Annotated in this window: 18 protein-coding genes and 2 tRNA genes; all 20 read left to right on the plus strand. The window is 31.9% G+C overall.

Features of this window, described 5'->3' with window-relative positions:
• Window positions 1–21: 21 nt before the first annotated feature.
• The 20 genes from IMZ30_RS07375 to IMZ30_RS07470 all read left to right on the plus strand — a co-directional run bounded on the left by IMZ30_RS07375 (window position 22) and on the right by IMZ30_RS07470 (window position 18095).
• Window positions 22–324, plus strand: coding sequence for a thioredoxin family protein (locus tag IMZ30_RS07375; RefSeq protein WP_073193576.1), 303 nt, complete (start codon window positions 22–24; stop codon window positions 322–324).
• Between the two features lie 98 nt (window positions 325–422).
• Window positions 423–506: transfer RNA gene (locus IMZ30_RS07380), tRNA-Ser, on the plus strand.
• Window positions 507–561: 55 nt separating this feature from the next.
• A tRNA-Pro gene (locus IMZ30_RS07385) sits at window positions 562–636 on the plus strand.
• Window positions 637–915: 279 nt separating this feature from the next.
• Window positions 916–2136 carry a site-specific integrase gene (locus tag IMZ30_RS07390; protein WP_207037689.1) on the plus strand — a complete coding sequence of 407 codons (1221 nt, stop codon included), beginning with the start codon at window positions 916–918 and terminating at the stop codon, window positions 2134–2136.
• Between the two features lie 78 nt (window positions 2137–2214).
• Window positions 2215–3027 carry an RteC domain-containing protein gene (locus IMZ30_RS07395; protein WP_207037690.1) on the plus strand — a complete coding sequence of 271 codons (813 nt, stop codon included), beginning with the start codon at window positions 2215–2217 and terminating at the stop codon, window positions 3025–3027.
• 125 nt (window positions 3028–3152) lie between these two features.
• The gene (locus tag IMZ30_RS07400; protein ID WP_207037691.1) at window positions 3153–3419 is read left to right on the plus strand and encodes a helix-turn-helix domain-containing protein; all 267 of its coding nucleotides are present in this window, start codon (window positions 3153–3155) and stop codon (window positions 3417–3419) included.
• 2 nt (window positions 3420–3421) lie between these two features.
• Window positions 3422–4075 (plus strand): hypothetical protein, encoded by a 654-nt coding sequence (locus IMZ30_RS07405; RefSeq protein ID WP_207037692.1) that lies wholly within the window; start codon window positions 3422–3424, stop codon window positions 4073–4075.
• Entirely contained in the window at window positions 4059–4754 is a 696-nt protein-coding gene (locus IMZ30_RS07410; RefSeq protein ID WP_207037693.1) for an ATPase, read from the plus strand. Before IMZ30_RS07405 ends, IMZ30_RS07410 begins: the two co-directional genes overlap by 17 nt.
• Window positions 4755–4770: 16 nt before the next feature.
• Entirely contained in the window at window positions 4771–5412 is a 642-nt protein-coding gene (locus IMZ30_RS07415) for a hypothetical protein (protein WP_207037694.1), read from the plus strand.
• Window positions 5413–5558: 146 nt separating this feature from the next.
• The gene (locus IMZ30_RS07420) at window positions 5559–6029 is read left to right on the plus strand and encodes a DUF1801 domain-containing protein (protein WP_207037695.1); all 471 of its coding nucleotides are present in this window, start codon (window positions 5559–5561) and stop codon (window positions 6027–6029) included.
• 323 nt (window positions 6030–6352) lie between these two features.
• Entirely contained in the window at window positions 6353–7579 is a 1227-nt protein-coding gene (locus IMZ30_RS07425; RefSeq protein ID WP_207037696.1) for a DNA cytosine methyltransferase, read from the plus strand.
• A 2-nt stretch (window positions 7580–7581) separates the two neighbouring features.
• Entirely contained in the window at window positions 7582–9957 is a 2376-nt protein-coding gene (locus tag IMZ30_RS07430; RefSeq protein ID WP_207037697.1) for a sensor histidine kinase, read from the plus strand.
• Complete coding sequence (locus tag IMZ30_RS07435; protein WP_207037698.1) at window positions 9954–10862, plus strand: hypothetical protein; 909 nt, start codon at window positions 9954–9956, stop codon at window positions 10860–10862. Before IMZ30_RS07430 ends, IMZ30_RS07435 begins: the two co-directional genes overlap by 4 nt.
• Window positions 10863–11166: 304 nt before the next feature.
• Complete coding sequence (locus tag IMZ30_RS07440; protein ID WP_207037699.1) at window positions 11167–11604, plus strand: prepilin-type N-terminal cleavage/methylation domain-containing protein; 438 nt, start codon at window positions 11167–11169, stop codon at window positions 11602–11604.
• 5 nt (window positions 11605–11609) lie between these two features.
• Entirely contained in the window at window positions 11610–12086 is a 477-nt protein-coding gene (locus tag IMZ30_RS07445; protein ID WP_207037700.1) for a prepilin peptidase, read from the plus strand.
• Window positions 12087–12093: 7 nt separating this feature from the next.
• Window positions 12094–13491 (plus strand): GspE/PulE family protein, encoded by a 1398-nt coding sequence (locus IMZ30_RS07450; protein WP_207037701.1) that lies wholly within the window; start codon window positions 12094–12096, stop codon window positions 13489–13491.
• A gap of 6 nt (window positions 13492–13497) precedes the next feature.
• Window positions 13498–15693, plus strand: a complete 2196-nt coding sequence (locus IMZ30_RS07455; RefSeq protein WP_207037702.1) for a type II secretion system protein GspD — start codon at window positions 13498–13500, stop codon at window positions 15691–15693.
• 3 nt (window positions 15694–15696) lie between these two features.
• Complete coding sequence (locus IMZ30_RS07460; RefSeq protein WP_207037703.1) at window positions 15697–16881, plus strand: hypothetical protein; 1185 nt, start codon at window positions 15697–15699, stop codon at window positions 16879–16881.
• Window positions 16878–17390: a hypothetical protein gene (locus tag IMZ30_RS07465; RefSeq protein WP_207037704.1), complete on the plus strand. Its 513-nt coding sequence runs from the start codon at window positions 16878–16880 to the stop codon at window positions 17388–17390. Before IMZ30_RS07460 ends, IMZ30_RS07465 begins: the two co-directional genes overlap by 4 nt.
• The gene (locus IMZ30_RS07470; protein WP_207037705.1) at window positions 17391–18095 is read left to right on the plus strand and encodes a hypothetical protein; all 705 of its coding nucleotides are present in this window, start codon (window positions 17391–17393) and stop codon (window positions 18093–18095) included. It abuts the gene before it with no gap.
• Window positions 18096–18098: the final 3 nt, after the last annotated feature.

Below are 18098 nucleotides of genomic sequence, written 5' to 3' on the forward strand. Positions count from 1 at the left end.
CGAAACCAACATCAAACTCTTATGACAAAGTTTGGAGAATTAATAGATCTAGAAAAACCAGTTTTGCTGAATTTTTTTGCAGATTGGGATGAAAACTGTGAAGTGATTCATGAAACATTGAAAGATGTTTCAGCAGCGGTTGGAGATTCGGCTAAACTAATAAAAATCAATGCAGAATCTAATGAGCAACTAATTGAAGCTTTACGCGTAAAAAACCTACCTACTTATATGCTTTATAAGTCAGGTGAGATGGTTTGGCGTCAATCAGGTGTATTATCGGCAAATGATTTGATTATAAAGATTGAAGAAACAGCCAATAAATAAGCGATAAAATTATTTTTCAAAAATTGTATCAATAAGTTTGGCAAAATTAAAAAAGCCCTCTATATTTGCACCCGCATTTAGATAAGTTCTTAAATATTGGAGAGGTGGCAGAGTGGTAATGCAGCAGATTGCTAATCTGTCGACGGTCAAACGTCGCCAGGGTTCGAGTCCCTGTCTCTCCGCAAGATATAAGATAATTTGATTTAGCGATACCATCAAATTATTTAAAATACTATTCGGGGTGTAGCGTAGCCCGGTCATCGCGCCTGCTTTGGGAGCAGGAGGTCGCAGGTTCGAATCCTGCCACCCCGACTTTTCAATTTAGTAAATACTACTAAATAATAACTAATAAGCTGTAAATCATCGATTTACAGCTTTTTTTATGTCTTCAAGATACTAGATTCTACTATATTTTATGATATAAAAAGTGACCAATTCGGTTACCTATTCGGTTACCTCTTTTTTTTGTAAATACAGTAAAATCAGTATATTTGAGCCATAATCATTAAATATGGTAGACTTTCCTCGGTTACCTATTTCATAACACAATTACTTGTATTGAGATTTTCGATTAACCACAAATCGAAAATTATGAAACCAAATCTTGTTATTTTAGTATGGGCAAACAAGTCCAAAAGAAACAGCCGTAATCAAATTCCGCTTTATTTAAGACTTACTGTGTCAGGTAAAAGAGCAGAGATAAGCTTAAACGAAAAGGTAGATATTAAACTTTGGGATGCCAAATTTCAAAAAGTAAAAGGGAGCTCTAATGAGGCAAGATCCATTAATCATACCATAGATACAGCCAAAGCAAAAATCAATGCATTGTGTGATGAAGCTCAAAGAGCTGGTGAATTTATTACACCTACTTTGATAAAAAATAAATTTTTAGGAAAAGATATCAAATATGAAACGCTTTCTCAGCTTGTCGATTATCACCAAACAAAAATGAAGAATTTTCTAAAGCCAGGCACTCTAAAAAATTATTTTACCACAAAAAAATACCTTGATAAGTTTGTTGAAACTAACCTCAAAACAACGGATGTTTTCATAAGGCAAGTTAATTACAAGTTTATAATCGACTTTGAAGATTTCTTGCGAAAGCAGAATGGACTTCAAAATAATGGTGTCATGAAACACCTAGAACGCCTAAAAAAATTAATGAATTTAGCTGAGGACCTTGAATGGATTAAAAAGAATCCTGTTAAACGTTATAAGCTTAGGTTTGATGAGGTTGATACAGGCTATCTATCGCAAAGCGACTTAAATAAGGTAATTCAAGCTGAATTTGAGAGCCAAACACTTAATGTGGTGAGAGATGTTTTTGTATTTGCTTGCTATACTGGTTTAGCTTATTCAGATTTGAAGAAGCTTTCAAAAGAAGAAATTACAATCGGTATCGACGGCCAAAAGTGGATACACACCAGACGCCAAAAAACCAACGCAGTTGTAAGAATTCCTCTGTTAGATATACCTTTACAAATAATTAAAGACTTTGAAAATCACCCTAGAGTTAAAGATTCTGATAATTTGTTACCAGTATTCTCAAACCAGAAAATGAATAAATATTTAAAAGACATAGCTAAAAAGTTAGGCATTAAGCAACGTTTAAGTTCACATATTGCAAGACACACTTTTGCGACAACTGTTACGCTTGCTAATGGTGTTCCAATTGAAAGTGTATCTAAGCTTTTAGGTCATAGAAAGCTATCAACAACACAAATTTATGCCCGCATAATTGATACTAAATTGTCTGAAGACCTAAGGGGTATCAGTCAATCTTCTAAACTGAAAAATAGGAATATTTCGTAATAAATATTTAGCAATACATAATAAAAAAGTTAAATAAATATATATTTGTTAGTCTGTATAACTAACATCTACCTATTTATGAAATATAAATCAGTGATGGATAACTTTTATGCAGAGTTATCTAAAGTTGAGTCTCGTAATGAAGATATAATAAGACGATCTGAAACTATAATTGAAATCTCTAAGCAACACCTTTATCGCTTAAAATCTTTATACTATTCTGATACTGATAAATCTAAAGACTTACAGATTAGATTTTTTAAGGAACTCAAACCAGTAATTGCCAAAACTATTTTTTACTATACAAAAATCAGATGTTTAGAATTTAGTTTAAATGAGGTTTCAATAGATAAAGCAGATAAAATTATCACCAAATCCTTCAAGAAAATTGATAAGTTTTTGGATAAACATATGGAGTTTATTTACAATTTAAAGCATAACGAAGAGAAAGCAACATTTACGTATTTTACAACTAAGCAAGAATTAGCTTCTCCAGTAAAATTATTTAAGGAAAATCCATACCATGATATAAGCGATTGCTATTACAGTGATATTTATGCGGAGTATCAAGCCTACATAGAATTTAAATCTTATCTTGATAACAGAAACAAAAAGAAAACGCTTCAACATATTGATCTTAATCGTTTGTGGAGAAAACAAGCTTGGACGGCTACTTCAACTGATTTTATTGAACTTGTTTATGCACTATACCATTCTAATTCAATTAATAATGGGCAAGTCACTATTAAAGAAATAGTTCAGAGTTTAGAAGCTGCCTTTGAGGTGAAGCTACCTAAAGATTATTACAAAACTATAGATGACATAAAGCAACGTAAAGAAGTTGCCAAGTTTATTAATCGTTTAGAGTTTTCATTAATTAATAACACATAAAAACAACATCATATGTTAAAATACTACCTGGTATAGACCTCATATCGGGTAATTTTATAGTTGGTTAGTTTGATTTTTGCTCAAGGAAAGTCTCAATACAAGTATTAATCAAAAAATTATTAATTATGCCAACTAAAATTTTAACTGTTGAAGATCTCGCTGATTTCAAAAGTGATATTTTCAACAAAATTGATGAAATCAAATCTATTCAAAATCAACAAGTTTCAAAACGCTGGTTGAGAACTGATGAAGCAGCAGAGTATCTTAATATTGCTAAAAGCACCTTACAAAATTATAGGATTAATAAGGTAATACCAGCGAGTAAAATTGCAGGATCTTATTACTATGATATCCAGGATATCGATCGCTTGTTGTTAGATAAGAAAATCTAACCATGAACTACATCGAACACCTTAACCAGGCGTTCCATCAAATTTATCAAGACAACCGCTTAAGGCCTACACATATTGCATTGTACATGGCCCTATTTCAATTCGCTAATGCCAGCCGATTTAAAACCGAATTTCAAGCGGCTAGGGCAGAGCTCATGCAATATTCAAAAATTGGCTCAACCAAGACTTATTACAAATGCCTTGATGAATTACAACGGTGGAACTACATCGGTTATCAGCCCTCCAAAAATGTTTACCAAAGCAGCAAATTTAGCATAAGTAAATTTTACATATCAGGTAAACAAGCGGTAAACAAGCAGGAAACAAGTGGTAAACAAGCACTACCACCATATATAAATATATACAAACTATATAAAGATTATAAATACTATAAACAGCTGAAGCCAAATTTTAAAAATGAAATTATACTGTTTTTTAAAAATGAAAACACACCAGATCAATTCGATTTTAAAACTGAAGCTGAAAAATTCATCAGCTTTTATGAGAACTTAAATTGGTGCATAGGCCAACAAGCTGTAAACGACTGGAGACCACTGGCCAAAAAATGGCTACAATCGGCTGAAGCTTTTAGTAAGAAACCAAAAGATCAAAACCATCAACTTAACACCCACAAAAGTTATGACGAACCGCTCTAAACTTCAACAGGTACTCAAGAAAACAGCCAACGGTAAAACCTTCAACCTTGCCGAAAATAAACAGCAACATTGGTACTACGATTTCAAAACAACACTCAATTTTCTTCAAGCAAAAGGCCAAGAACGATTCGGTCATCAGTTTAAAATTGAAGCAACCGACCATGAACTGATTTATAAGCTGTGCATCCTTATGATTCAAGATGAAGTTAATGCTCAAAAAAACGGACTCCAACTGAATAAAGGCATCTTGCTATCAGGACCAGTTGGTGTCGGTAAAACCTCACTGATGCAGCTCATCCCTGAAATCTGTTATCAACCACCATTATATCAATTGGTGCCAACGCGCGAAATTATATTCGCTTATAATGAACACGGCAGCAAGATCATCACCCAATATGGTAGTCATAACACCTATTGTTTTGACGATTTAGGTTTAGAACCTACAGGCCGATTTTATGGTAAAGACGCAAATGTCATGGCTGAGGTTATGCTTAGCCGTTATGAGTACTATCGCAAGTGCTATCGACAAAAATATTTCTTTAAACGAAAAGTCGCACATTTTACCACCAACCTCAACGCCAGTGAAATAGAAAAGCGCTACGGAAAGCGAGTAAGGTCTAAACTTCGCGAAATGCTAAACCTCATCGCTTTTAATGCTGAAACTAAAGATAAACGTTAACTAAAATCAATGACTCATGAACCGCATTTATACTGAAACCCAACAACACCTCACTACACCTTATGGCAACCCTCAACATTTTTGGACCTGGTTTAAAGATAACCACCACATGACCATTAACAATCCAAGCGGTCATAGCTTAAAAGAATTTATGGATTGGTTTAAAATTCACTTAGGCTACTACTGCAAAGCTTTGTATTATGAAGTCAGTTTTGGCGACCATGAAAATGAATTTATCTTTTCAGCCGCAGGTAATCCAGATCATTTTGAAGCCTTAACCACATTAGTTGATGCAGCACCTCAACTGCCAAAGACTAAAATTATGGCTTTTCATTTGCCTTGCATTACAGACCAAGACATCGTGCTGGGTAACTCAAAACTCGAAGCCGAAAACTTCAGTATTTATAGCCATCAACTGCGCTTCACGATCGATTATACCTGTCCAGAAACCAAACGAAAAGGCATCACCATTTACAGCGATCAAGTCAACAAAATATTAGACCAACAAGAACTGGCCAATCATATTATGTTCTTCTTAACCGATTACTTAGGTGAAATTGAATTCTTCAATCACATCGCCTCAGTAGATGTCGACCAGCTTTACCTTAAAGAAGTCACCAAACCAATATTAAACTTAAAACAAACACTAGGTATTTAGCCATCCAAATAAATATATTGCTTTCAGTAAATTATAGTTGTAAATGTTTATATTTGGTAATAAGATAAACTATAACTAACCAAAATCGTACGCGTTATAAAAGCAAGAGTTCTATGTTGTTTAAAAATTTAAAAAAATGAATAACGATGAATAATTCAAGAGAAGAGCAAATATTGAATGAATATCTCTCAGTATATCATGAACCAGTAAGGGATATTTGTTTGAAATTAAGAAGCTTTGTAGTAAAGAGCCAACCTGAAGCAAATCAACTAATATATGACGGATATAATGCAGTTTCGATTGTATTTTCGTTAAGCGATAAAATGCGGGACGCCTTTTGTCACCTTGCAGTTTATAAGAACCACGTAAATTTCGGTTTTAATAGAGGAGCAGAAATAAAAAATCCTGAGTTAAAACTAGAGGGTAAAGGTAAGCTGATTAGACACTTTAAAGTGAAAGACATGGAAAATCTTCCAAAAAAAGAGCTATCAATTCTATTGAAAAAAGCAGTCGAAATATCTTTATTAAAAAATCCGAATCTAAAAACTGATAGCCCAAAAAGTAAAATATTGATAAAACCAACATCTGGAAAAAAGCTAAGGCCTAAACTTTCTTAATAATAAAATGTGCCACATTTTCCACTGTTCACAGAACTCATATAAAACGTACAATATAAATATTATCAAGAATAAGTTTATATATTTGCGTCTATCATTAAATAAGTTCGTAAAAGTGGAAATCAAGAGAATTAAAATTGTTTTTGCTGAAAACATAAAGAGAAACAAATGTTTGGCAGAACGAATTGGCAAAATGAGTCAACAGTTTCTTAACGGTATTCAAATGAACGTAAACAACCTCTGGAAAACGTACTCAAAGTTGCAAGTGCTTTTGAGATTAATATAAAATTTACTTTTTAAAATCAATCATACTTAAAATTATTATGAGTGTTAAGAAAACATATATTGACCTGTTTGCTGGTTGTGGTGGTCTTTCACTCGGTCTTTATAATTCTGGCTTATGGAAAGGACTATTTGCTATTGAAAAAAGTCCAGATGCGTTTGAAACATTTAGTCACAATCTAATTAAGAACAACAACCATTTCAATTGGCCTGATTGGTTGCCGAAATCACATCACGATATCAATGAAATTATTAAAAACTATAGTAGCGAATTAACATTATTAAGAGGGAAAATTGATTTGGTAGCTGGTGGACCTCCTTGCCAAGGTTTTTCAACTGCTGGGAAAAGAATGGAAAATGACTCAAGAAACAAATTAATCAAATCTTACATAAAGTTTATTCGTCATGTACAACCAAAAGTTATCTTTTTTGAAAATGTAAAAGGTTTTACTCAAAAATTTGATAAAAATAAAATTCAAGGAAAAGTATATTCAGAATATGTAAAAAATGCATTAGAATATACTCCAAAAGGCGAAAAATATTTAGGGTATAAAGTAGAAGGTCGTCTTATTGATTTTTCGGAATATGGTGTTCCGCAAAAAAGAACTCGTTTCATTTTAGTAGGTATTAGAAAAGATATTGCCAAAAGAACAAAACCGATAGATTTTTTTGATTTAATAAGAAAAGAACGAGAAAAATTCCTTGTTAGTAAAGGTATTGGTCTAACAAATAGTTTGGAAGATGCTATATCAGACTTATTAAGAATTAATGAAACAGCATCTCCAGACACGCCATCATTTAAGACTGGGTTCTATAACAAAATTAAATCTGAATATCAAAAACTTTTAAAAGGAGATTACGCAAAAAAAATTCCTGACAGTCATAGATTTGCAAAGCACAATGCGTCTACCGTTGAAAAATTTGAATATATTCTTAAAAACGGAGCTAGAAACAAATCGCTATCAGACGAAATAAAAGAAAAATTTAATCTTAAAAAAAGAACTATAATTCCATTATCTGGAACTACTCCTACTCCAACAATTACTACTTTACCAGATGATTATGTGCACTATTGTGAACCTAGAATTTTAACAGTTCGAGAATATGCAAGAATCCAGTCATTTAACGATTGGTATGAATTTAAAGGTAAATACACAACTGGTGGAAAAAGAAGGACACAAGAAGTGCCTCGTTATTCACAAATTGGCAATGCAATCCCACCTTTATTCGGTGAACAAGCTGGAATTACAATAAACAACTTGATTTAATTATGCAGAAACCACTACAATTTAAAATAAGTTCTGCATTAAAAAATATAATTGGCAGAGACTTAATTACAGATGATTTTATTGCAGTTTTTGAGTTAGTTAAAAACGCATATGATGCCCACGCAACAAGAGTTGATGTTATTTTCGAAGATATTTATTCTGACAATGGAAAAATAATTATCAAGGATAATGGCAAAGGCATGAGCTATCAAGATTTACTTGCTAAGTGGCTTTTTGTAGCTCGTTCATCAAAAAAAGAAGGAGACGAGGAAGATAGTTATAAAAATTACAGAGATAAAATTAAAGTTAAGAGAGCTTACGCAGGAGCTAAAGGCATTGGTAGATTTTCTTGTGACAGATTAGGTAGTGAACTATATCTTGAAACTATAAAAGATGAAAAAAACGCAAAAGTAGAAGCTTTAATAACCGATTGGAACAAATTTGAAGAAGACAGTAATAATGAATTTGTAAATGTAAGCGTCTTACACGAGACGTTAAAAAAGAGTTCATATGGTATTGAAAACGGAACAGTCCTTGAAATTTCCAATCTTAATAGTTATTGGGATAGGAAGAAGTTTGAAAGACTCAAAGATTCATTAACAAGACTAATAAACCCCTCAACTATTCAAGATGAAGATTCATTTAAAATTTTTCTCTCTGTTGAAGAAGAACGAGAAGGTGACCTAAAACAAAAAAAGAAAAATAATAAACTTGTTGAGAAAGGTAACTTGGATAAATCTGAGGTAGACTATTTTGATATAATTAATGGTGAAATCAAAAATCCAATTTTTGAGACCTTGCAATTGAAAACTAGCTATATAGAGTCAAATGTTCAGAAAGATAAAATTGTCACTACATTATATGAAGCAGGTCAACTAGTTTATAAAATAATAGAAAAAAATCCTTTTAAAGATTTAATAAATATTCACTATTCAATTTATTTCTTAAACCATTCAGCCAAGTTAACTTTTGCAAGAAGGATGGGTGTAGATTCAGTTGAATATGGTCATATTTTTGTCTATAAAAACGGTCTAAGAATTTATCCCTATGGCGAAAGATGGGAAGACCCTTTTAAAATGGATAATAGAAAGGCTCAAGGATATAGCAGGTATTTAGGCACTAGAGAGGTTTTAGGCTACATTTCTATTAATGGTGAGAATAATAACCTTAGAGAAACTTCAAGTCGTGGAGATGGTTTTATAAGAACTAAATCTTATGAAAATTTGGAAACTCAATTCTATGAAACACTAAAAAAATTAGAAAAATATACTATTGAAATTACAGATTGGGGGAATTTCTTATCTGAGAATGATTACATTAATATTAATGAATCTTTTATTAAAAATAAAGGAAAAGAAAATGAAAGGGAATTTAATGTTAATGATAATTTAAGTAAACTAATTTCAAACTTATCAAATTCAAAATCTGTTGTTAGTTTTGAAATTGCTCCAAATATTTTAAGCCTCTTAGAATCAAAAAGCGAAGGTTCTGCGGAAGGAATATTAAAAAACATTTCAGATTCTTTAAATGACAATAATTTTGATAAAAATGAAGTCAAAAAAACCATCAAAAGTGTAGAGAAAAAACTCTCTGATTTAAAGAAAAGCAAAGAAGAAGCAGAGGAAGAAGCGCTTGAAAAACATATTGAGAATGAAGGTCTCAAAGCTGAACTAGATTCTGAAATTGCAAATCGGTTGTTTAGTGATTCTGTTATAGGAAGAGAGAAGAAAGACCTTTTAAGTCTTCAACATCAAATAACTCATACAGCAAATAATATTTCCTGGTCGCTAGATAAACTTACCGAGCTTATTGAGAATGAAGAATCAAAGGATAAACTTTTAAATCGTGTTCAGAATATTAGTTTAGAGGTACAAAAAATAGTTAGTTCTTCAAGATTTGTCACCAAAGCTAATTTTAGCACTGAAGCTAGTCGAATTACCGAAGACATTGTTAGCTTTATCAATCACTATATCGAAAAAATATATGTCCCAAATGATTCCTATATACATTCAAGAAATCAAATCGAAATAAATATAAAAACTCCTAAAAACCTTAAAAAAGTAATGAGTTTTAGGCCACTTGAAATTACAGTTCTACTTGACAACTTATTTGTAAACTCAAGAAAGGCAGATGCAACTAAAATTGATTTGACTTGGATTAAAACTAAAGATAATCTATTGTTAAATTTTAAGGATAATGGTAACGGTATACCTGATGAAATTTTAAGTAAAATTTTTAACTTTAAATTCAGCACAACTGATGGTTCCGGTATAGGGTTATATCACACGAAAAAAATACTAAAGAAATATAATGGAAATATTATTGCCTCAGAAAATATTTCTGAAGGTGCTGAATTTCAAATAACATTACCAATATGAAAATAGATTACAAAGTTATATGGATTGAAGATAAATTTGAAGAAGAAGAGAATCCGTTCACAGACATTAAAAATTATTTGGTTGATTATTTAAAATCGGAACATTATTTCAAAGTAGATATCAAAACATTTGAAAATGTTGAAAATTTCAAAAAAGCTGTATTAAAAGATGATTATGATTTAATAATTACTGATTACCATTTAAATGATGGTAAATTAGGTAGTGAAGTAATAGACTTCATAAGAAGAGAAAACAATATTGCTACTGAAATATTTTTCTATTCTGCAAAACAAGGTTTAGATGTCAATAATAAGTTAATCAATAATAATAGAGTTACTTTTTATCCTTTATCAGGCAATAGTTATAGAGATTTGCGAAGTGAAATAAAAAACTTAATTGATTTGACATTACGAAAATTCAATCATATTGTGACAATGAGAGGTATGATTATGCACGAAACAAGTAATTTAGATGAAAAATCTCTTGAGATTGTAAAAAACTATTTTGAAGAAAAAAGTGATGAGGATATTATAAATGCATTATTTGATGAAATAATATCCTTCCATAAAGAGAAATTAGGTAAAGCAGAAAAGTATAAGAAAAATTCCAGATTAGAAAAAATTATTGGAGATCCAGTAGCTTTTTCAGCAACTCAAAGAGCAAATACTTTATCTAATATTATTGATAAAGAAGGTCTAATAAATTTTATTGCGGATTATAAAAAAGAAATTCTTCTAGTTAGAAATCAATTTGCTCATGCAATATTAGATGAGGAAAAACAGGTTTTTAGAACAAAAGGAGGAAAAGAATTTAATCAAGAGCTTTGTAAAAAAATTAGAAAAGACATTAGTATTCACATTGATAACATTAATAAATTAAGGTCACAATTAAAATCCAACGCATAAAGCCATTCACATTTGCAATTCGCTGCAGCCATGACACTAGCTAAAAACTGCAAATGAGTATGGCTTTCTTCCAAAGTTGAATGAATAACAATTAGCTAGAGTCTGTAAACACAATAACTTATAACAAAAATGGTAAAATTTTGTATAATATAGTATTTTGTTATTGCTAACTATTAACTTAAGTTAAATCGTTTAGAACATCAAAGCGAAACCTCCTCAATTAATCACGATCTAAAATGAATATTTGGAGGAGCTTATATTTGTTTTAAAATAATTCTCTTATTTTTGAATAAAGCTAAAGCTTATGGTTAAAAAATATTTGTCTAAACATTCAACAGTTTTTTTGAAAAAAAAACTTCCTGCCTATAACCTTCAGGAAATCCTGATCGTTTTAGCTATTATTGGCATATTGTTATTAATAGCTCTACCTAACTTAATGCCATTAATAAGCAAAGCCAAAAGTGTAGAAGCCCAAACCCAATTAAAGTACCTTTACAATGCACAAACTACGCATCGCTATATGTATTCTAAATATGCAATGGAGTTAGAAGCTTTAGATTTTGAGGCGCCGAGAACAGTAGAGGAAAATGGGAATGCAAACTACAGCTATGAAATTCTAAAAGTTGATAACAATAGCTTCAAAGCAAGAGCAACGGCCGTAACAGATTTTGATGGAGATGGGGTTTTTAATGTTTGGGTAATCGATGAAAATGGAATTCCAAAACAAGAGGTTAAAGACTAACCTAAATGTGGTGGCTAAAAATCATTTCAGCTGTTGTACTATTTGCTATTGTTTATCAAGACCTCAAATATAGGGCAGTTAGTTGGTTTTGGTTTCCAATTTTAGCTATTGGTTTAGGCACTTTACACTACTTAAATTCACTTTTTGAAGTATTTGTTTTACATTCACTAATCAATTTAGGCTTTGTACTTTTAATACTCATTCTGCTTTATGCTTATATAAGTTTTAGAGGTAAATATAAGTTTTCAAAAGCTATGGGTAGTGGTGATGTAGTCATGTTTATAGCTTTAAGCCCCGCTATGGCAAGTATAACTTTTATCGTATGTTTTATTTTTTCTATTTTACTAGCCATGATATTGTCTTTGGTATTTAATAAAAAAGATAAAAAGAATATTCCCTTAGCAGGTTATATGGCGGTGTTTTTTACATTTATATATCTTGCATATTGGAATGGTTTTTTGACTCAATTATATACAATTTAAACTTACAATGGCACAACTTCAGATACAAACACATCTCAAACAACTGGTTTCAGACGAACAGGCGTATTTGTATCGTATTATTCCGGTTGCATATGATCAAGACTCTATAAGTTTTCTGACTGATAAGGTTACAACTGATAAAACTAGAGAGCTTCAAATTCTATTCGATAAAACCGTATTTCTGGAAGAAGAATCAGCTTCAAAGATAGATGAATTACTTTCCTTTAATTTTAGAAAAAAACAACAGTCTTCTCAGTTTAATTATTCAGAAGATTTTATTCTAAATTTGCTTTACAATGCTAAATCTGTTTCTGGGAGTGATATTCACTTAGAGCCTTATGAGGATAATGCAAGAATACGTTTTAGAATTGATGGTAAACTAATTGAACAACATATTGTTCGTTTAGAAGATTACCCTGTTTTGGTCAATAAAATTAAAATCAAAGCCAATTTAGATATTTCTGAAAAACGTTTGCCTCAAGATGGGCGCATTAGTATTAATGCGAAGGGAGAAGAGTTTGATATCCGCGTGTCTAGCCTACCGACACTTTACGGAGAAAAGATCGTTATGCGGATTCTTAATAAAGATGCAAATGCTCTTGATATCCAAGATTTAGGAATGACAAAAAAGGAGTTGCGAGAATACCAAGAGCAAGTCCAAAAACCAAATGGGATTATTTTAATTTCTGGTCCAACAGGATCTGGTAAAACCACAACGCTTTACGCTACTTTAAAACAGCTTAACACCAACGAAACGAATATTCTTACCATTGAAGATCCTATCGAATATACACTGAAAGGCATCAACCAGGTTCAACTTAAGGAAAGCATAGGCTTAGATTTTCCTAATACTTTAAAAACATTCTTACGGCAAGACCCCGATATTATAATGATAGGAGAGATCAGAGATGCCAAAACGGCCAATATGGCTGTTAGAGCGGCTCTCACGGGACATTTGGTGTTGTCAACAATTCATACAAATTCAGCCTGGGCAACCATCAACAGACTGATAGATATGGGTATCCCGTCTTACTTACTAGCAAGTACATTAAATATGTCTTTAGCCCAGCGTTTACTGAGAACACTTTGCCCGCATTGTAAAACTAAAAACCCAGCTGATCCAAATGATTTTCCTGAGCATTATAAAATACCAAAAGACTTACAAACTTATTACAAGCCGGTAGGTTGTCCGGAGTGTTATTATACAGGATATTCGGGCAGGAAAGCCATTTATGAAATTATTCCGATAATTAAAACACTCAAAGAAAAAATAAAAAATAATGATTTAGAGATTGAAGATCATTGCATTGAACATAATATTACTAATTTGCGACAAAACGCACTTCAACTTTTAAAGGAAGGGCAGACCTCTGCTAAAGAAGTCTATCCATTTTTATTAGATTAAAGAGATATGAAAATAAAATTGAATCGATTAGATTTTAAAATTATAGCCATTATCTTGGTTTTTCTGCTTTTTCAGAATACCTATGCTCAAGACAATTCAAGATTAGATAGTTTGCGAGTAAAACTGACTGAGCTTGCTAAATCTAACGAAGGCTTAAGCGAAAAGTTTGAAACTGAACTCAACATTAGTAATGTGACTTTACAAACGCTTCTAATGGGTGTTGCAGAAATCCATAACATCAATATTAATGTTGATAGAAGTGTAACTAATATTTCTGTGACCAATAATTTTCAGGATGTAAATATCATTGATTTATTGGTTTTTCTTTGTAAAGAGTTCAAGTTAACAATAGATTTTACAGGTAACATTTTATCCTTTAAAGCTTATAATCCACCAGAGGTGATTCAAAAAGATCCATTTGAAGTGAAATATGAAGCAAATGATCGGGTGTCTTTAGATATTCGAAACCAAAAACTTTTTGAAGTCGTCAAAAAGATTTCTGCTGAAACTGGAAAAAACCTAGTGTATAAACCTGGCCTAGAAAACACGTCTATTAATGTTTATACTAATAATGCAAGATTTGAAAGTGCTATGAAGCAATTGGCTATTTCTAATGGCTTAAGTATTGAATATTCAGAAGATAATTTTATAATCTTGACGAAGCAAACGGAAGAATCTAACTTCAGTTTTAATATTGATGCAAGGTCTAAAATTGGTTATGAGGTCATAGATAAGCAAGATAAATTACTTAAGGTCAATTTTAAAAACACACCAATCAAAGACATTATAAATGCTTTATCCTTAGATTTAAATTTAAATGTGTTCACAGCATCACCGCTTGATGAAGCTGGACAGATAACCTTTGTGGCTAAAGAGATTTCATTTGATGAACTGATTAAGAAAATGTTTGAAAGTAATTCAAGTCAGTTAAAAACATCACAACAAAATAATCAAAACAATAATCAAAATTTTTCAAGTAATACTAGAGCCCAATTGTCCAACAAGACTACAAATTTTACCTTCAAAAAAGAAAAAGGCATTTATTATTTTGGAACAGAATCTCAACTCAGCTTAAGAAAAGTTGAACTCATTCAGTTAAAACACCGTTCTGTAGAGCTCTTGTCTGATCCTTCAGGTGGTATGACTTCCAGAAGAAGTGGCGGTGGTAGAAACCTGAATATAGGTTCTAATGCCGCTTTTAATTCGTTCAACAGCTCATTTAACTCTAGAGGCCTTAATAATGGGCTAAATCGCCAAAATAATAATCAAAGCAACTTCCAACAACCTAATAATAGCAATTTAAGTCAATCTCAAAGTTCTAATATTTTAGAACTTATCCCAGAAAACCTCACGCAAGACCTAAAAATTAAAGTTGATGTTGAACAAAACAGCCTTTACGTTAGTGGCTCAAGCCAAAAGATTAATCGATTAAGAGATTTTTTAGAGGGTATAGATAAAGCAGTACCTGTTGTATTAATTGAAGTAATGATCATTGAAGTAAGTCGTAGTTCAGTTGTAGAAACGGGTATAAGTTGGGGAATCGGAGAGGAACCAGCTTCAACTCAGGGCGGTCTCTATCCTCAAACAGATATCACACTTGGGGCTAACACGATTAATCGAGTCATTGGTGGTTTTGATGGTTTTGGCTCTTTTAATTTAGGCCAAGTCGTACCTAACTTTTTTGCCACTATTAAAGCCATGGAGGCTAATGGCAACTTAAAAATACGCTCAACGCCTAAGCTTTCCACATTAAGTGGTCACAGGGCCACATTCTCGAATGGCCAAACCTCTTATTATACTGTTACACAGCAAAATATTGTATCAGGAAATAATCCAGTAACCAATACCATTACTAATTTTGTGCCGATTGATGCAGAATTAGGCCTTACTGTTAAACCCTTAGTGTCTGGTGATGGTCAAGTCACACTCGATATTTTCGTAATTCAATCTAATTTTGGCCAGCGTATTGAAGAAAATGCACCGCCTGATATCAATTCCAGAGAATTCAGTTCTCTAATTCGGGTACGGAACGGTGATATTGTGGTTTTAGGTGGCTTAGAGGAGCAAACCAAGGATGATTCAGGCTCAGGCGTACCTTTGCTCGCGAGAATACCTGTGATTAAATGGTTGTTTAGTCAACGAAGACGAGAAGATTCAAAATCTAAATTAACCATTCTGATTAAACCAACTGTAATCAACTAACTTATGTTAGAAGCTTTACATACCAAATTATACGGACAACTATTTTATGGGGTTGAAGTTACTAGTTTTATAGATGACGATTTAGTTTTTCAAATGACGGCACTGAAAGCTATTAAAGGAGAACTCAATATAGTGGGTTTCTCAGATCAAATTAAGTTTGAAAAAAATAATAAAAAGAAGGTTAAGGCTAATTTAGTTGTTAATACTGTACAAGTGCTGAACCGAGTTTCAACACGACTTGCTGGTAATATAGAACATAGTATAGATCAATTATTTCCTAATTTAGATATAAGTCAGTTTTATTATCAAAGCTATAACTATGAAGGACAACAATTCATTAGCATTTGTCGAAAAAAACATATCGATGGAATCGTTGCGGCCTTAAAAAAAATGAATATTAATGTTGATAACATCTGCCTTGGAAACACAGTCGTGAGTGTTCTAAAAGAATTTTCATCAATAGAATCTCTTACAACATCAAATGCAAGAATAAATTTAAAGAATGTATTAGAGATAGAAAAAAGAGATAACATTAAAACAAAACTCTACTCGATAGAAGGTATTGATATTAATAATTTTTACATGCTTTCTTTCCTTGCTGCAGCCAATCAAAGTTTATCTCTTTTTGATACGGAAAATAATTTAGACCACCTCCTAAAATTTTCTCATGAAGAGCATAAGCAATATTTGATTTTTTATTATGGTTTGCGTTCATCTGTGATTACTATTTTAATGATTCTAATGGTAAATTTTTACTATTTCAACTCTTACTACGATGATGTGAGCAACAATCCAAATGTTGAAAATGAAAGTTTAAAAAAAACATATGCTAGTTTAAAAGCCGAAGTCAATCAAAAGGATAAACTCATCAATCAGATTTTACAAAACCAAAGTTCGTCAACATCTCAAATTATAAATGATCTCATTAAAACATTACCAGCAACCATTCAGCTTTCTGCAATTGCTTTTCAACCTTTAAGTAAAAGCATTAAGAAGGGAAAACCCATAGAACTTGCCTCTGGTAAAGTCGTTATAAAAGGAGAAACAAATGTAAACGGCAGCTTTACCACGTGGAATACAAGCTTAGAAAACTTAGATTGGGTAAACAATGTCACTATAACCAAGTTTCAAGCTGTTGAGAAGTCTGGCAACCATCAATTTGAACTAAAAATTCAGATGAATCAATGAGCTATAAAAAGAAAAATATCAGTTTAGTAATAGGGGTTTTGTTATCCTGTCTTTTAGCCTATCAATTTGCCATAAAAAATACGCTTGAACTCAAATCTGAGTTGAGGTTAATCAAAGCTAATAAAGCGAAAGAGCAAATGATTCAAACTGAAATAAGAAAACTAAGTGCGCAAAAACACTACTTAGATTCTTTAATTTCTGTCAATAAAATTACGACGACTAACCTTCAAAATGAACTTTTGGTCACCTTAAACAGCTTGTCTGAAAAACACAAAGTAAACATTTCTAATTTTGATGAACCCCACATTGACTCCATCAAAGGCATAGTTAATACATTTCATAGGTTTGTCTTGAAAGGAAATTATAAGCAAATTATCAACGCCATCTATGATTTAGAATACGATAGAAATCTCGGTCAGTTGGTTTCCCTACATTTTAAAAAGCAAAGAGATTACAGAAGAAATAGCGTATATTTAACCGCTGATGTTTTAATTAAAAACACACAATAAATGAGTATTAAAATACAACATAAAAAATTAGCGCTACTATTCATTGCTACCTTGATGTTGGGTTGCCAAAGTATACAAAGTTCGTTTGGGAAATATACAACAAATAATAACCGCGAAGCCATGTTAACTACAGTTGGGTATGAGGATAAATCACTTTTAGAGCCCAGTAAATTTAGAAGTTTTACCACCATCCAAACTGAAGTGCCCTTGATGGTTCATGTTAAAAGCGACAGCATTAAACTACCTAAAAAACAACAAGTAAAATTTGACTATAAAGAAGTTCAGGTGGACAGTTTATCAAGACTTAAAAAACCCGTTATCGTTATCAGCATATTTAATAAGCAAGACCTAATTGGGCATATTAATGCTCAGGTTGATTTAACAGCAAGACCCAATCTTGAAATCGTTACCGAAATAATGCTTAAAAACAAATCAGGTTTTGATGTTCTTGTAAATGCAGATACAAAGTATTTTCAATTCAACTCTAGACAAAACGCATACGAATTAATATATTATAAAGAAGGTAGTCAAACTAGACTAAGTATAAATTCAGATGATATTTTAGGCTACAAAAGTTTGTTTTTATGTTGCACTAATACATTTGGGGAGTTAAAAGTCACCAACCTTAGCGAAAGTAAGTGCCCAGCTAATAGTTTTAAAACGCTTAACGATAAATCCAAAACTGAGAATTATGAAAGGTTTTAAACA

It is taken from the genome of Psychroflexus sp. ALD_RP9, from assembly GCF_017311165.1.
Taxonomy (GTDB): domain Bacteria; phylum Bacteroidota; class Bacteroidia; order Flavobacteriales; family Flavobacteriaceae; genus Psychroflexus.

Bases quoted from the DNA above. Each gene is read 5' to 3' on its own strand.
- IMZ30_RS07420 (WP_207037695.1), top strand. From the start codon at position 5,559: ATGAATAATTCAAGAGAAGAGCAAATATTGAATGAATATCTCTCAGTA.
- IMZ30_RS07435 (WP_207037698.1), top strand. From the start codon at position 9,954: ATGAAAATAGATTACAAAGTTATATGGATTGAAGATAAATTTGAAGAA.
- IMZ30_RS07390 (WP_207037689.1), top strand. From the start codon at position 916: ATGAAACCAAATCTTGTTATTTTAGTATGGGCAAACAAGTCCAAAAGA.
- IMZ30_RS07440 (WP_207037699.1), top strand. From the start codon at position 11,167: ATGGTTAAAAAATATTTGTCTAAACATTCAACAGTTTTTTTGAAAAAA.
- IMZ30_RS07450 (WP_207037701.1), top strand. From the start codon at position 12,094: ATGGCACAACTTCAGATACAAACACATCTCAAACAACTGGTTTCAGAC.
- IMZ30_RS07425 (WP_207037696.1), top strand. From the start codon at position 6,353: ATGAGTGTTAAGAAAACATATATTGACCTGTTTGCTGGTTGTGGTGGT.
- IMZ30_RS07460 (WP_207037703.1), top strand. From the start codon at position 15,697: ATGTTAGAAGCTTTACATACCAAATTATACGGACAACTATTTTATGGG.
- IMZ30_RS07410 (WP_207037693.1), top strand. From the start codon at position 4,059: ATGACGAACCGCTCTAAACTTCAACAGGTACTCAAGAAAACAGCCAAC.
- IMZ30_RS07375 (WP_073193576.1), top strand. From the start codon at position 22: ATGACAAAGTTTGGAGAATTAATAGATCTAGAAAAACCAGTTTTGCTG.
- IMZ30_RS07470 (WP_207037705.1), top strand. From the start codon at position 17,391: ATGAGTATTAAAATACAACATAAAAAATTAGCGCTACTATTCATTGCT.
- IMZ30_RS07395 (WP_207037690.1), top strand. From the start codon at position 2,215: ATGAAATATAAATCAGTGATGGATAACTTTTATGCAGAGTTATCTAAA.
- IMZ30_RS07445 (WP_207037700.1), top strand. From the start codon at position 11,610: ATGTGGTGGCTAAAAATCATTTCAGCTGTTGTACTATTTGCTATTGTT.
- IMZ30_RS07465 (WP_207037704.1), top strand. From the start codon at position 16,878: ATGAGCTATAAAAAGAAAAATATCAGTTTAGTAATAGGGGTTTTGTTA.
- IMZ30_RS07400 (WP_207037691.1), top strand. From the start codon at position 3,153: ATGCCAACTAAAATTTTAACTGTTGAAGATCTCGCTGATTTCAAAAGT.
- IMZ30_RS07430 (WP_207037697.1), top strand. From the start codon at position 7,582: ATGCAGAAACCACTACAATTTAAAATAAGTTCTGCATTAAAAAATATA.
- IMZ30_RS07405 (WP_207037692.1), top strand. From the start codon at position 3,422: ATGAACTACATCGAACACCTTAACCAGGCGTTCCATCAAATTTATCAA.
- IMZ30_RS07415 (WP_207037694.1), top strand. From the start codon at position 4,771: ATGAACCGCATTTATACTGAAACCCAACAACACCTCACTACACCTTAT.
- IMZ30_RS07455 (WP_207037702.1), top strand. From the start codon at position 13,498: ATGAAAATAAAATTGAATCGATTAGATTTTAAAATTATAGCCATTATC.